The sequence below is a fragment of the Amycolatopsis sp. 505 genome (genome assembly GCF_031625235.1).
In the GTDB taxonomy this organism is placed as follows: domain Bacteria; phylum Actinomycetota; class Actinomycetes; order Mycobacteriales; family Pseudonocardiaceae; genus Amycolatopsis.
On sequence record NZ_JACKQP010000005.1, the window covers coordinates 445,781 to 460,469 of the forward strand.

The 14,689-nt window shown below is 71.7% G+C and carries 10 protein-coding genes; 2 read left to right on the forward strand and 8 right to left on the reverse strand.

The features are described from left to right. The first annotated feature begins 9 nt into the window (after positions 1–9). Complete coding sequence (locus H5965_RS21360; protein WP_310971805.1) at positions 10–3,684, forward strand: hypothetical protein; 3,675 nt, start codon at positions 10–12, stop codon at positions 3,682–3,684. Between the two features lie 570 nt (positions 3,685–4,254). Here H5965_RS21360 and hpaD read toward each other — a convergent pair. The 6 genes from hpaD to H5965_RS21395 form a co-directional block, all read right to left on the reverse strand. After that, complete coding sequence (gene hpaD / locus H5965_RS21370) at positions 4,255–5,295, reverse strand: 3,4-dihydroxyphenylacetate 2,3-dioxygenase (RefSeq protein ID WP_310971806.1); 1,041 nt, start codon at positions 5,293–5,295, stop codon at positions 4,255–4,257. After that, the gene (hpaE, locus tag H5965_RS21375) at positions 5,292–6,797 is read right to left on the reverse strand and encodes a 5-carboxymethyl-2-hydroxymuconate semialdehyde dehydrogenase (protein ID WP_310971807.1); all 1,506 of its coding nucleotides are present in this window, start codon (positions 6,795–6,797) and stop codon (positions 5,292–5,294) included. The genes hpaD and hpaE overlap by 4 nt, the downstream gene beginning before the upstream one ends. Continuing rightward, entirely contained in the window at positions 6,794–7,741 is a 948-nt protein-coding gene (gene dapA / locus H5965_RS21380; protein ID WP_310971808.1) for a 4-hydroxy-tetrahydrodipicolinate synthase, read from the reverse strand. Before dapA ends, hpaE begins: the two co-directional genes overlap by 4 nt. Positions 7,742–7,758: 17 nt before the next feature. Next, complete coding sequence (locus H5965_RS21385; RefSeq protein WP_310971809.1) at positions 7,759–8,427, reverse strand: GntR family transcriptional regulator; 669 nt, start codon at positions 8,425–8,427, stop codon at positions 7,759–7,761. Continuing rightward, positions 8,409–9,830: a fumarylacetoacetate hydrolase family protein gene (locus H5965_RS21390; RefSeq protein WP_310971810.1), complete on the reverse strand. Its 1,422-nt coding sequence runs from the start codon at positions 9,828–9,830 to the stop codon at positions 8,409–8,411. Before H5965_RS21390 ends, H5965_RS21385 begins: the two co-directional genes overlap by 19 nt. 73 nt (positions 9,831–9,903) lie before the next feature. Continuing rightward, on the reverse strand, positions 9,904–11,340 hold the full coding sequence (locus H5965_RS21395) for an aldehyde dehydrogenase family protein (RefSeq protein WP_310971811.1): 1,437 nt from the start codon (positions 11,338–11,340) through the stop codon (positions 9,904–9,906). A gap of 138 nt (positions 11,341–11,478) precedes the next feature. Here H5965_RS21395 and H5965_RS21400 point away from each other — a divergent pair, with 138 nt between their 5' ends. Continuing rightward, entirely contained in the window at positions 11,479–12,918 is a 1,440-nt protein-coding gene (locus H5965_RS21400) for a GMC family oxidoreductase (protein ID WP_310971812.1), read from the forward strand. Here H5965_RS21400 and H5965_RS21405 read toward each other — a convergent pair. Then, complete coding sequence (locus H5965_RS21405; protein ID WP_310971813.1) at positions 12,905–13,738, reverse strand: alpha/beta hydrolase fold domain-containing protein; 834 nt, start codon at positions 13,736–13,738, stop codon at positions 12,905–12,907. The two genes, H5965_RS21400 and H5965_RS21405, sit on opposite strands and share 14 nt — an antisense overlap. Further along, positions 13,735–14,682 carry an aldo/keto reductase gene (locus H5965_RS21410; protein WP_310971814.1) on the reverse strand — a complete coding sequence of 316 codons (948 nt, stop codon included), beginning with the start codon at positions 14,680–14,682 and terminating at the stop codon, positions 13,735–13,737. The genes H5965_RS21405 and H5965_RS21410 overlap by 4 nt, the downstream gene beginning before the upstream one ends. Positions 14,683–14,689: the final 7 nt, after the last annotated feature.

The window sequence follows — 14,689 nt, forward strand, 5'->3', positions numbered from 1 at the left end:
GGGAGCTGTATGCCCAGACGGGAGCAGCCACTGGATCCGGACGGCGACGTGTTGTCGCAGTTCGCGCAGGGTCTACGCGACCTACGGCGGAAGTCAGGCAGTCCGACGTACCGGGAGCTGGCGCGGCGCGCGCACTATGCGGCGGGGACGTTGTCCGATGCTGCGGGCGGCCGCAAGCTGCCGACACTGGCCGTGACACTCGCCTACGTGCGGGCCTGCGATGGCGACGTCGCGGAGTGGGAGAGGGCCTGGCACGCCCTGGCCGCGGAGCTGGCCGCCGAAAACACCGAACCCGGCGAGCAGGAATCGACCGATGACGTGCCGTATGTCGGGTTGGGTGCGTTCCGGGTCGAGGACGCTGACCGGTTCTTCGGCCGCGAGCGGGTGCTCGACGAGCTGGACGGCAAACTCGCCCACCATCGGTTCCTCGCGGTGTTCGGCCCGTCGGGGGCCGGTAAGTCCTCGCTATTGCGGGCCGGTTTTGTGTCCCGTCGTGCGAATTCCGCAGTAGTGTTGTTCAGCCCCGGCCGCCATCCGTTGGAAGAATGCGCCCTGCAGCTCGCCCCGCTACTCGGGACCACCGCAGCGCAGGTCTTCGACGAGCTGAGATCGGCACCGGACACTCTCCGGCTGCTCCTGCGCCAGGCCGGGCCCGACGGCACCACGGTCGTGGTCGACCAGTTCGAGGAGCTGTTCACCCTGTGCACCGAGCCGGCCGAACGCACCGCCTTCCTCGACGCCCTGCTCGCCGCCGCGTCGGGCACGACCGAGGTCGTGCTCGGGGTCCGTGCCGATTTCTACCCCCGCTGCGCCGAGCACCGCGGGCTGGCCGACGCCGTCGCCGACGCGCAGCTTCTGCTCGGTCCGATGACCGCCACCGAACTACGGGACGCCATCGTCAAGCCCGCGACCCGCGCCGGGCTCAGCGTCGAAGGCGCCCTGGTCACCGAGCTGGTCACCGAGGCCCACGCCCAGCCCGGCGTCCTCCCGCTGCTGTCGCACGCGCTGCTGGAAACCTGGCGCCGGCGCCGCGGAACGACACTGGCGTTGTCCGGCTACCACGCCACCGGTGGCATCAGTGGCGCGTTGGCCAACACCGCCGAAACCGAATACTCGTCCTTGGACGAGGCCGAGCAGGCGACCGCGCAGCAGCTCTTCCTGCGGCTGATCGACCCCGGCGAGGACACCGGCGCCACCAAACGCCGGCTCCGACGCGACGAACTCGACCACAACGATCCCTGGGTCGAGGTCGTCCTGAACCGGCTGTCTGCGTCCCGGCTCATCACCCTGGACACCGACACCGTCGAACTCACGCACGAAGCCCTGATCGACGCATGGCCCCGTCTGCGCGACTGGCTGGCCGAGAACCGCGACAGCTTGCGGGTCCACCGGCAGCTCACCGACGCGGCCGCGGCGTGGGAAGAGACGAACCGGGAACCGGATGCCCTGGCCCGCGGGACTCGGCTGGCCGTCGTCCGGGAATGGGCCGAAACCCGCCACGCCACCATGACGCCGCGGGAACGGGAATTCCTGCACGCCAGTGTCGACGCCGAGCGTGCCGCGCAACGCCGGGCCGGGCGCCGGACCCGCCAGTTGCGCTGGCTCGCCGCAGGCCTCGCCGTGGCGCTGGTCTTCGCACTTGTGATGGCCTGGGACGCCCGGCGCAGCCAGCAGACCGCCACCGAACAACAGCAGATCGCCCTCTCCCGCCAGTTCGCCGCGCAAGCCGACGCCGCGGCCACTCATGACGCGCGGGCCGCGATGTGGTCCGCCTTGCAGGGGATGGAGGCCTATCCGACTGCGGAGGTCCGGAACAGCCTGCTGAACCTGGCGGGGCACCCGGTCTCGGACGGGCTCATCCCCGCGACGCCGATCGCGCTCAGCCCCGATGGACGGTGGCTGGTAGCGCGGTCTCCCGATCAGACTCTGGCCATTTGGGATGTGCCGAGCCGCGAGCGCATCACCTTCCTCCAGGTCACCACGGAGAACATGCCCCCTCGGTACGGGCCGACGATTGCCGCCGCATTCAGCCGCGACGGCAAGTATCTGGTCATTGCGACCGCCGACAACTACTTGCTCCGGTGGGACACCGAGCCGCCCGGCAAGGTCCTCACTGCGCTGCACACAGGCACACAGATTCGCGCCTTGACGTTGAGTCCCGACGGTTCCCGGATCGCGACCGTGGACGAAAACCGGACAGTGGAACTCCGGGACGAGTCCACGTTCGGTCTCCTGGCGACGTTCCCCGGCTCCGGCCCGGGGCAGGGGGGTGCTTCGGTGGCGTTCGGCCCCGATGGCCGAACACTGGCGTCCACTGGTAGCGACGACCAAGTCGTCGTGCGAGACGTCGCCAGCGGCGCAGTCCAGCTGACGCTGCCCTCGAGTCCGCTCCACACCAGGCCGTTGGCCTTCAGTTCTGACGGTGAACTGCTCGCGCTCCCGGCCCCGTCCGGCGGAGTCGCGCTCTGGAACATGCGCACGCGGCGTAGCGTGACCGCGGCACAAGACATCGGCGTCGTCGACGGCCTCACGTTCGAGCGAACGAGCGGCAACCTCCTCGTAGCCGGCAGCAACGGCTTGACCGTCTGGAACAAGGACATGTCGGGGTCGTACAAGCTCGTCGGCGAGGCGATGACCGGACTCGCCACTGGTGAGGGGACGATCATCGCGGCCGGGCCGGCGGGGACCATGATCTGGGAGAGCGCCAGGCTGCCGATCCTGGCATTCACCAGACTGGACGACGTCGCGTTCGATTCCTCGTCCACCGACGTCATCGGTGCCGGTGCCGGACTGACCCCGGCGCGACGGTGGCGAGTCCGCAGCCCGCACACGGGCGGCACGCAGGTCGGCACCGCGACTCCCGACGCGACCGCCTACCGGCTCACCCGGGACGGAACGCAGCTGATCGCTGCTCTCCCCACGGGCAATTTGGTCGTAAGCGATGTCGCACCCGGGGGGCCGCCACGCGAGCTGACCGGCCGGACCGGCAGCCCGGGTCGCAACCTGACACTGAGCCCGGACGGGCGGCTCGCTGCCGTCGCCTACAGTGGCTGGACCGGTCCCTACTACCTCAGCCAGGTGACCGTATGGGACATCGTCACCGGCCGAACCGTCGCCACCCTGAACACCAACGCCGCCCAGCTGGCATTCAACCCCGATGGTCGGGAGATCGCCGTCACCAACGGGCACACGGTGACGATCTGGGACATTGCATCCGGCAAACAGAAGACAGCTTTCAACGTTTCCCAGGTAAAGGCGAATGCCCTCGCCTACAATTCCGATGTAAATCTTCTCGCCGTCTCTGGATCAGATGGCGACGCCAGCCTCTGGGACCTCACCGGTGAGCAGGAGATCGTGAATTTCGGCGGTCATGTCGGGGCTGTGCACGCACTGTCGTTCAGCCCCACCGGGAGCTTCCTCGCCATCGGCAGCGACGACGGCAAGGTGATTGTCTGGGACATCGCCACCCGGCAAATCTGGGCTACCCTGACCGAGGCCGGGAGCGTTACCGCGCTCGCGTGGAACAACACGGGAACCATGTTGGCCTCGGCCAGCGCGAGCGGAGGCCTCCGCATCTGGCCCGTCGACCTCGGCACGGCGACCCGGCAACTCTGCGACATGCTCACCGACGTCGCCCGCACCAGGATCCTGCCGGACCTCTGCAACGGCAACACCGGCCGGTGAGCCCCTTCTCGGCGATCACGTGGTGGCCTGGGCCCGAGTCGCCACCCGCAGCGAGCCGGCCGTCGCTCAACCGCCAGAGGAGTACCAGTGCCCGGCGAGGAGGTGACGGACGCCGGACACCGCGCCGCGGCTGTTGCCGGCCGCTCGGCTGGCCGGGGTCGGAGCCCGGCCAGCGCCACCTCGGCTGGCAGCTCGACGAACGCGCAGGCCTCCCGGTCGAGGTCCGCCCGATCCGCGACCAGATCGGCCACCGCGTCCGCGCCCTGCTCGCGGCACTGGTCCCCGTGACGAGCTGACGTGCCAGCGAGCTGGGCATCAGGCCGGAGCGGTCGTGATCAGGGGAAATGCGTCCTGTCTCTCGCTTTCGTCAGCGCCCTCGACGCCCAGCCTTGGCGACCGAATCGGCGCCCGACACGCTTCGGCGACTGCCTCCCCGCCGCCCGGAGATTGCCGCCGGGACGGTCCGGCGCGCCGTGCCCGGCCGTGGGATCGGCCGGCCGTCACGACCACGAGCAGGTGATCGAATTGAGGTTCGTCGTCCACCTCCTGCACCGCACCCGTGGGTGGGTTTCACACCTGCTCGCCCAGCTTGTACTCCGCCCCGCCGGTGAAGGAAAACCCGTCGGCGCCGACGGTGACGTCGGCTTCGCGGGGCTCGGCCCGTTCGACGACCGGCTGGACGCGCCCGTCGAGGTCGAGCACGAGCGATGCGTCGGTGTACCAGCTCGGCACCACCGGGTTGCCCCACCAGTCGCGGCGCTGGTTGTCGTGGACGTCCCAGGTGATCACCGGGTTGTCCGGGTCGCCGGTGTAGTAGTCGTGCGTGTAGATCTCGATGCGGTGCCCGTCCGGGTCGCGGACGTAGAGGTAGAACGCGTTCGACACGCCGTGGCGGCCCGGGCCGCGCTCGATCATGCCGGACTTCCGGAGCGCGCCGAGGTGGTCGCAGATGTGCAGGATCTGGTGCCGTTCGTGGGAGGCGAACGCGATGTGGTGCAGCCGTGGGCCGTCGCCGCCGGTCAGGGCCACGTCGTGGACCGTCGGCTTGCGGAACATCCAGGCCGCGTACACCGTGCCCTCGTCGTCCTGGATGTCCTCCGAGACGCGGAAACCCAGGCCCTCGTAGTACTTCCGGGCCGCCGGGACGTCCGGGGTGTCGAGGTTGAAGTGGTCCAGCCGCGACAGGGCGCCGGCGCCGTGGACGTCGTAGCGCTGGGTGAACCGCTCGACGTGCTCGGCGTCGTGGAAGAACTCGACCGGGAACCCGAGCGGGTCGAGCACGCGCACCGCCTCGCCGATGCCGCGGGTGGCGCCGGCCGGCCGCCGGGAGACCGGGCAGCCGAGCTCGCGGTAGTACGCCTCGGCCAGCTCGAGGTCGGCCGGGGTGCGCACCCGGTAGGCCAGCACGCCCAGCGCGGGTTCCGGGCCCTTGCGCAGCACCAGCGAGTGGTGCAGGTACTCCTCGAACGCCCTCAGGTACAACGCGGAGTCGTCTTCGTGGGTGACGACGAGCCCGAGCACGTCGACGTAGAACGCCCGCGACGCGGCGAGGTCGGTGACGACGAGTTCGGCGTACGCGCAGCGGATGACGTCCGGCGGGGTGGTGGTCATGCGGTTTCCTTCCCGGCGCCGAACCGGGCCGTGTGCACCGGCCCGAGTGAGACGTGGATGGCCTGCTGATCGGTGTAGAAGTCGAGGGAGCGGTAGCCGCCTTCGTGGCCGAGGCCGGACGCCTTGACCCCGCCGAACGGTGTCCGCAGGTCGCGGACGTTGTGCGAGTTCAGCCAGACCATCCCGGCTTCGACCGACTGCGCGAAGGTGTGCGCCCGCGCGAGATCGGACGTCCACAGGTACGCGGCCAGGCCGTATTTGACGTCGTTGGCGAGCGCGAGGGCTTCGGCCTCGGTGTCGAACGGCGTCAGGGCGACGACCGGGCCGAAGATCTCCTCCTGGAAGATCCGCGCGGTCGGCGGCACGTCGGCGAACACCGTCGGTGCCACGTAGTTGCCGCTGTCCAACCCGGACGGACGACCGCCGCCGGCGAGCAGCCTGCCTTCGGTCTTGCCCAGCTCGACGTAGCTCATCACCTTGTCGTAGTGCTCGGGGTGCACCAGCGCGCCGACCTCGGTGGCCGGGTCGTGCGGATCGCCCACGACGATGTTCGCGGCCCGTTCCGCGTACCGCGCGCAGAACTCGTCGTAGATCGGCCGCTCGACCAGTATCCGGCTGCCCGCGGTGCAGCGTTCGCCGTTCAGCGAGAACACGCCGAAGAGGGTCGAGTCGAGGGCGGCGTCGAGGTCGGCGTCGGCGAAGACGATCGCCGGGGACTTGCCGCCCAGCTCCATCGACATGCCCTTGAGGTGCGCCGCGCAGTTGCGGTAGATCGTCTGCCCGGTCGTGGTCTCGCCGGTGAACGAGATCAGCGGCACGTCCGGGTGCTTGACCAGCGCGTCACCCGCTTCCTCGCCGAAGCCGTTGACGAGGTTGAACACCCCGTCCGGCAGCCCCGCCTCGGCGAAGATCCCCGCCCACAGGCTCGCCGAGAGCGGCGTGAACTCGGCCGGCTTGAGCACCACCGTGCAGCCCGAGGCCAGCGCCGGCGCGAGCTTCCAGCTCTCGAGCATGAACGGCGTGTTCCACGGCGTGATCAGCCCGGCGACGCCGACCGGCTTGCGGTGCACGTAGTTCACCTGCCGCCCGGGCACCTGGTAGGTGTCGTCGGCCTGGGCGACGACGAGGTCGGCGAAGAACCGGAAGTTCTCCGCCGCCCGCTGCGCCTGGCCGAGCGCCTGGGTGATCGGCAGGCCGGTGTCGAACGTTTCCAGCTCGGCGAGCCGCCGGTCCTGGGCTTCGACGGCGTCGGCGATCCTGTTCAGCACGCGCGCCCGCGCCCGCGGCAGCATCCGCGGCCACGGCCCACCGGTGAACGCCTCCCGGGCCGCCGCGACCGCGCGGTCGACGTCCTCGGCCTGGCCCGCCGCGGCGGTCACGTACGGGGTGTTCGACACCGGGTCGAGGACGTCGAACGTCTTGCCCGAGACGCTGTCGACGAGCCGGCCGCCGATGTAGTGCTTGAGCTCGCCCGGCAGTCCGTCCGGGACGTGGTGGGTCATGCCTTTCCTTCCACAGAGAAGCCGTCGACCGGGCTGAGGTACTGCGCGCCTTCGGCCATGAGGTCGGTGATCCGGGCGAGGCCGGATTCGGTGGGCGGGATGAGCGGCGGCCGGACGTGCCCGGAGGCGATCAGCCCGCGCTGTTCGAGCACCCACTTCCCGGGCGCCGGATTGGTTTCCACGAACAGCAGGTCGACCAGCGGGTGCAGGCCGTAGTGGAGTTCGCGGGCGCGCTCGTGGTCACCGGCCTGCCAGGCCGTGTACATCTCGGCGCACGCGGCCGGGGCGATGTTGGCCGTCGCGCTGACGAACCCGGCGCCGCCGAGGGCCAGCAGCGGCAGGCAGAGCAGCTCGATCCCGGACCACACGACCAGGTCCCGGCCGCACAGGTGCAGCACGCGCGAGAAGTGCTCGAAGTCCTTCGTCGTCTCCTTGATCCCGGCGAAGTTGTCGCACGAGCGGAAGAGCCGCGCGACGGTCTCCGGTGCGAGGTCGACCGCGGTCCGGCTCGGCACGTTGTACGCGATGATCGGCAGGTCCGGGAACTCGCGGCAGACCGTGCGGTACCAGACGAACAGGGCGTCCTGTGTCGGCCGCGCGTAGTACGGCGTGATGACCAGGGCGGCGTCGATCCCGGCGTCGCGCGCGGCCGCGGTGAGTTCCAGGGTTTCGTCGAGCTTCGCCGAACCGGTCCCGGGGACGAAGGGGACGCGGTCGCCGACCTCGGCGGCCACCGTCCGGATCGCCTCGGCGCGCTCGGCCACCGTCTGGGAGCCGGGCTCGCCGGTGGAACCGCCGATCGAGATGCCGTGCGTGCCCGAGGCGAGCTGCCAGCGCACGAGGTTCTTCAGGCCGTCGTGGTCGACGGCCCCGTCGGCGGTGAACGGCGTCATCAAGGGCGCGATCGACCCGCGGATGGCCCGGGGGTCGGAGCGGAATCGCATGGGTTTCCCTTCGTGCGTCAGTGGCGGCGGTAGGCGAGGTAGGCGTCCAGGGTGGCCAGCCGGTGGGCGCGGACAGCCTGTTCGATCTCCGCGCCGGGCGCGCCGCGTTCGAGCAGGCCGAGGATGGTTTCGTGCTCGGCGACCGACTCGCGGGCACGGCCGGGCACGAAGCTGAAGGTCGAGCTGCGCAGCCGGCCGAGCCGGTCCCAGCCGCGGCGGACGAGGTCGAGGACCTGCGGGTTGGGGCAGGCTTCGAACAGCACGGCGTGGAAGTCGCGGTTGAGGCCGGTGAACTTCGCGGGTTCGAAGTCGCCGAGGCAGCCGGCCAGCTCGGCGTTCAGCGCGCGGGCCTTCGCCAGCGTGTCTGGCAGGAGGACAGGTGCGGCGAGCGCGGCCGCGTAGCCTTCCACCAGGGCGAGGGTCTGCATCGTGTGCTGGTACTCGCTTTCGTCGACCATCGCGACCTGGGCGCCGACGTTGCGCTCGAAGGTCACCAGGCCCTCGGCCTCCAGCAGCCTGATCGCCTCGCGGACCGGCACCACGCTGACGCCGAGCTCCTGCGCGAGCTGGCCCAGGACCAGGCGGTAGCCGGGGGAGAAGGTGCCGTCGGCGATCCGGGCCTTGATCCACTCGTAGGCGATCCGCGACTTGCTCATCGTGGTGCCGTTCACCGGTTCGCGCGCCATGCCGCGTACCTCCCGCGCCAGTGCTCGTCCATCGGGTAGAGGCCTTCGACGCGCTCGCCGTCGGCGACCCGCTCGGCGATGAACGTCTCCTGCAGCTCCTGCTCGATCGCCGCGTCGACGACTTCTTCGACGAGGTCCGGCGGGATGACCAGGACGCCGTCACCGTCGCCGGCGATGACGTCGCCCGGGCGGACCGCGGCGCCACCGCAGGCGATGGCGACGTCGACGTCCCACGGCACGTGCCGCCGACCGAGCACCGCCGGGTGCGGCCCGGCGTGGTAGGTGGGAATGTCCAAAGCGGACACCGCGGCCAGGTCGCGGACCCCGCCGTCGGTGACGATCCCGGCGGCGCCGCGGACCTGGGCCCGCAGCGCGAGGATGTCGCCGACCGTGCCGGTGCCGCGTTCGCCGCGGGCCTCCATGACGAGGACGTCACCCGGGCCGAGGCGGTCGATCGCCTGCTTCTGCGCGTTGTAGCCGCCGCCACGGGCTTTGAACAGGTCCTCGCGGTACGGCAGGTACCGCAGGGTCCGCGCGCGACCGGTCAGCCGCGCGCCGGGCCTGGTCGAGGTGAGCCCGTCGATCGACACGGCGTCGTACCCGCGCTTGCGCAGCTGGGCCGACAGCGTGGCGGTGCCGACGGATTCGATCCGCTGCTTCAAGGAGGCCGTCAGCTCGAACTGCGGCTCGGCGGTTCCGTACGCGTCCGCGCGCTGCTGCTCGTCGATGCGGGGGAGCGCACCGTACGGCCCGAACGGGACGGTCCCCTCGGTGATCGGGGTGACGAGCCGGCCGGTGGTGTGGCCGCCGCCGTCGACCTCCACCTCGACCACGTCGCCGGGCACGGCGACCGACGCTCCCGCGGGCGTCCCGGTCAGGACGACGTCGCCGGGTTCGAGGGTGATCAGCTGCGAAAGGTCGGCGACCAGCCGTCCGAAGCCGAAGAGCAGGTCGGCGGTGGTGTCCTCCTGGACGAGTTCGCCGTTGAGCCAGGTCCGCAGCCGCAGGGCGGCCGGGTCGACGCCGGCCGCGGGCAGGACCGCCGGCCCGAGCGGGGTGAAGCCGTCGCCGCCCTTGGCGCGCAGGTTGCTGCCCTTGTCGGCGTACCGCAGGTCGTAGACGCCGAAGTCGTTGGCCGCGGTGACGCCGCCGACGTGCGACCAGCCCTCGTCGGGCGGGACGCGGCGGGCCGTGCGGCCGATGACGAGCGCGATCTCGCCTTCGAAGCCCAGCAGCTCGGTGCCGGCCGGCCGTTCGAGGGCGGTGCCGCTCGCCGCGACGGACGTCGGGGGCTTGAGGAAGTACGACGGCTGCTCCGGTACCCGGCCGCGCTGGGCGGCGCGGGAACGGTAGTTGAGGTGCAGCGCGATGATCTTGCCGGGCCGCTGCGGGAGAGGCGTCATCGGTGGTCCTGCCTGCCGGTTCGGAAGAAAGTATCTCAAATAATATACGATCTATGGCGCGGGGAAACCCCCTTCAGCCGCCGTAATGGAGCCAGACGGACTTGGTCTCGGTGTACGCGTCGAGGGCCCACGGGCCCATCTCGCGGCCCCAGCCGGACGCCTTGTACCCGCCCCACGGCGCCGCCATGTCCGGGATCGGCGGCATGTTGACGAACACCGCGCCGGCCCGGAGGCCGTCCGCGTAGCGTTGCGCCGTGCGGATGTCGCGGGTCCACACCGTGGCGGCCAGGCCGTATTCGGTGTCGTTGGCGCGGGCCAGGGGCTCGTCGCCGTCGTCGTAGGCCGTCACGGCCAGCACCGGGCCGAAGATCTCCTCGCGCATGATCGCCATGTCGTCGCGGACGCCGGCGAACAGCGTCGGGGTGTAGAAGTAGCCGTCGCCGTCGAGCGGGTTCCCGCCGGTCACCAGGTCGGCTCCCTGGTCGCGGCCGGTGCTGACCAGGAAGTCGACGTGTTCGCGGTGCTTCTCGGACACGAGCGGCCCGACCTGCGTGGTCTCCTCGGTGCCGGGCCCGAGCCGCAGGCCTTCCAGGCCGCGGGCCAGTTTGTCGACGAACTCCTGCTCGCGCTTGCGGTCCACGTAGAAGCGCGTGTACGCGGCGCAGACCTGGCCGGTGTTGAGCGTCGCGCCGGCGAGGTTGCCCGCGACGGCGGCGTCGATGTCGGCGTCGGCCGCGATGATGCTCGGGGCCTTCCCGCCGAGTTCGAGGGTGAGCCGCTTGAGGTTGGACGCCGCGCTCGCCGCCGTGATCAGCTTCCCGACCGCCGTGGAACCGGTGTAGGAGACGTGGTCGACGTCCGGGTGCCCGGTCAGGAGAGCGCCGACGGCGCCGTCACCGGTGACGAGGTTGACCACGCCCGCGGGGATCCCGGCCTCGTGCACCAGCTCGACCAGCCGGATGCTCGTCAGCGGCGTGACCTCGCTGGGCTTGATCACCACGGTGTTGCCGGTGGCCAGCGCGGGGGCGAGCTTCCAGGCGAGGATCATCAGCGGGAAGTTCCACGGCGTGATCAGCGCGTTCACCCCGACCGGCTCGCGGCGGGTGTAGTGCAGCGTGTCCGGGAAGGACACCGGGTTCGTGGTGCCCTGCAGCTTCGTGACCCACCCCGCGAAGTACCGGAAGTGCTCGGCCGCGCCGGTCACGCTCACCTGCCGGGACACCGCGATCGGCTGCCCCTGGTCCAGGGTTTCCAGCCGGGCCAGTTCTTCGTGGTGCTGCTCGACGAGGTCGGCGAGGCGAAACAGCAGGGCGGCGCGCCGGACCGGCAGCAGCCCGGCCCACCCGGGCGCGGAAAGCGCTCGCCGCGCGGCCGCGACGGCGGCGTCGACGTCGGCCCGCGAAGCCGTGCCGACCTCTTCGAGGATCCGGCCGGTGGCCGGGTCGCGGGTCGGGAGCGCGCCGCCACCGGCTTCGGTCCACTGTCCGTCGATGCAGAGGCGTGTCGCCATCCCGGTGTCCTCCTCGGCCTGGGGTGAACCGAGTATCGGGCGGCGGGCCGCCGCGGGTCTTGTCCGCTCCCGCACGCCCGTTGACCGACCGCGAAGGGATCCCGTGCGGGGTGCGGGCCGCGCGTCAGGCTGGGCCGCATGGACGTGATCGTGGTGGGCGCCGGCTCGGCCGGTTCGGTGGTGGCGCGGCGGCTGGTGGACGCGGGCGCGGCGGTGACGCTGCTGGAGGCCGGGGGCGAGGACGTCAACCCGGCGATCCACGACCCCGCCCGGGCCGGGGAGCTGTGGCACGGTCCCGAAGACTGGGACCTGTACACGGTGCCGCAGGAGCACGCCGCCGGCCGGCGGCTGCACCTGCCGCGCGGCCGGGTGCTCGGCGGGTCGCACGCCCTCAACGCGATGATCTGGGTCCGCGGCGCCCCGGCCGACTACGACGGCTGGGGCCTGCCCGGCTGGACCTGGGCCGACGTCGAGCCGGTGTTCGCGCGGATCGAGAAGGACCTCCTGGAGGTCGTCCCGAACGAGCCGCTGCACCCGGTCCAGCAGTCCATAATGGACGCCTGCGTCTCGGCCGGGTTGGCGCTGAACCCGGACTACAACAGCGGGAACCTGGACGGCGTTTCCGTCGAGCGGATCACCCTGCGCGGTGGCCGGCGGTTCAACACCTGGCACGCCTACGGGGCGCCGGTGGCCGCCCGGATGACTGTCCACACGGGAGCGCTGGTGCACCGGCTCCGGTTCTCCGGCTCGCGCGTGACCGGTGTGGTGGTTGCTCTCGACGGCGTGCTGCAGGAGCTTTCCGCGGACCTGGTGGTGCTCGCCGCGGGGGCGCTGGCCTCGCCCGCGATCCTGCTCCGCAGCGGCGTCGGCCCGGCGGACGAGCTGCGCGCGCTCGGCCTCGACGTCGTCGCGGACCTGCCGGGCGTGGGGCGCAACCTGCACGATCACCTGCTCTCGCCGGTCATCTTCTCGACCTCCCGCGAGGTCGCGTCCGCGCCGGGCAGGCCGGTGACGCAGGTGCACTGGTTCTGGCGCAGCCGGGACGGCCTGGCGGTGCCCGACACGCAGCCGATCTGCTTCAGCGTGCCGATGTACGAGCCGTGGATGTCCGGGCCGCCGACCGGGTTCTCGCTGATGGCGGGCATGGTCACGCCGGAGAGCCGGGGAAGCCTGAAGCTGTCCGGCCCTTCGCCCGACGACGAAGTGCTGATCGATCTTGCCGCCCTGTCCGCGCCGGCGGACTTCGAGAGCCTGGTGGCGTCGGTGGAGCAGTGCCTCGAGGTCGGCCGCGCGCCGGCGCTGGCGGGGGAATGGGGCGCCCGGCCGCGGTACCCGGCGCCGGGCACCGACGTCCGCGAGTACGTCCGCCGGACGGCGATCACGTACCACCACCAGGTCGGCACCTGCCGGATGGGCACCGGTCCGGACGCGGTCGTGGACCCGCGGCTGGCCGTGCCCGGCCTGGACGGCCTGGTGGTCGCCGACGCGTCGGTGTTGCCCCGCGTGACGACGGGCAACACGAACGCACCGGCGGTTCTGGTCGGCGAGCAGGCCGCGCGGTTCCTCATCGGGATCTGAGCAGGCGCCGCAGCCACGAGGACCGCGCGGCCAGCGCCGCGCGGGTCACCTCGGCCTCCGGGGCGAACCGGTCGAAGCCGTGGTGGGCCTCCGCCCAGACGTGCAGCTCGGTGGGAACCCCCGCTTGGGCCAGCCGCTGGGCGTAGGCCACGTCCTCGTCGCGGAACAGCTCCGCCCCGCCGACCTCGACGAACGCCGGCGGCAGGCCGCTCAAGTCCGCCATCCGCGCGGGGGCCGCGTACGGCGAGATCTGCCCGTTCAGCAGGCTGCGCCAGCCGAAGTCGTTGGCCTGCTTCGTCCACACGAGGTCCGGGAGGTCGGCCGACGTCCGGTCGTCGAGCATCGGGCACAGCAGCAGCTGCCCGGCCAGTGCCGGGCCGCCGCGGTCGCGGGCCAGCAGCGCCACCCCGGCGCTGAGCCCGCCGCCGGCGCTGCCGCCCCCGACGACGAGCCGCTCGAAGCCGAAGGCCGACGCGAACCACACGAGGCCCGCGTAGCAGTCTTCGAGCGGCGCCGGGTGCGGGTGCTCGGGCGCGAGCCGGTACTCGACCGTGGCGCAGACGAACCCGAACTCCTCGATCAACGGCACCAGCCGCGGCAGGTCGGCGAACCGGTCGTCCATCACCATCCCGCCGCCGTGGATGCTGTACAGGCCGGGGGCGTCCGACCGCGGGTGCCGGGGCTGCAGCACGGTGACCACGACCCCGCCGTCCAGCGCGTGGTCCGACCAGGTGATGTCCCGGTCGCCGATGGCCTCCGCCGGCGTGGGGTTGCGGAAGGACGCGCGGATCGCGGGGAGCGTCTCGGCGGAGAGGTTCACGGCCCCTCCGGATCGACGGCGTCCCGGTCCGCCCAGAACGGTTCCACCAGCGCCCGCAGTTCCGCCGCGCCCACCCGCTCGGCCAGCGCGACCGCCTTCAGGTTGTCCTCGAGCTGCCGCACACTCGTGGCGCCGAACAACGTCGTCGTGTTCGCCGGGTGCGTGAAGGTGAACGCCAGGCACAGCTGGGCCGGGGTCGCCCCGACGCTCTCGGCCACCTTTGCGAGGTCCGCCGCCGAGTCCGCGATTCGCTGCCGGACGTCACCGGGGTCCCGGCCGACCTGGCGGCCGCCTTTCCCGAGCAGGACCCCGCCTTCGAAGACGTCGGACGCCTGGAGCGACACTCCGAGCTCGAAGACCGAAGCGAACGGCTCGCCGTCCGGAATGGACCGCCGCGCCACGCTGTACTTCAGCTGGGCGATCGCCGGACCGGGTACGCCGTCCGCGGCCGAGAAGCCGTGGACGGCCTCGATGGCCGACGCCGACCAGTTGTTGACGCCCCACCGCCCGATCAGCCCCGCGTCGTGCAACTCGGCGAGGTCGGTGACGAGGGCGTGCAGGTCGGTGTCGGCGCGCCGGAGGTCGCCGAGGATCACCAGGTCGGCGTGCGAAACGCCGGCCCGGAAGAACGCGTTCTCCAGCTGGGCGCGCAGGCTGTGCTCCGGGTAGCCCTCCAGCCACAGCTTGGCCGAGAGCAGGTAGTCGTCCCGGCGCAGGCCCGCGGCCCGGACCATGGCCGAGAACAGGACGTCGGTGAAGACCGGCGGGCTGCCGGGCAGGCCGTACACCCCGACGTCGAAGAGCGTGATCCCGGCGTCGACGGCGGTCCGCAGCAGCGAAACCGCTTCGCGGAAGTCCATCCGGTCGTAGGTGTGCCACGAGCCGAGGGACAGCACGCCGGTGCGCGGGCCGTCGCGGCCGATGCGGCGCTGGGGGATGGGCACGGGAACG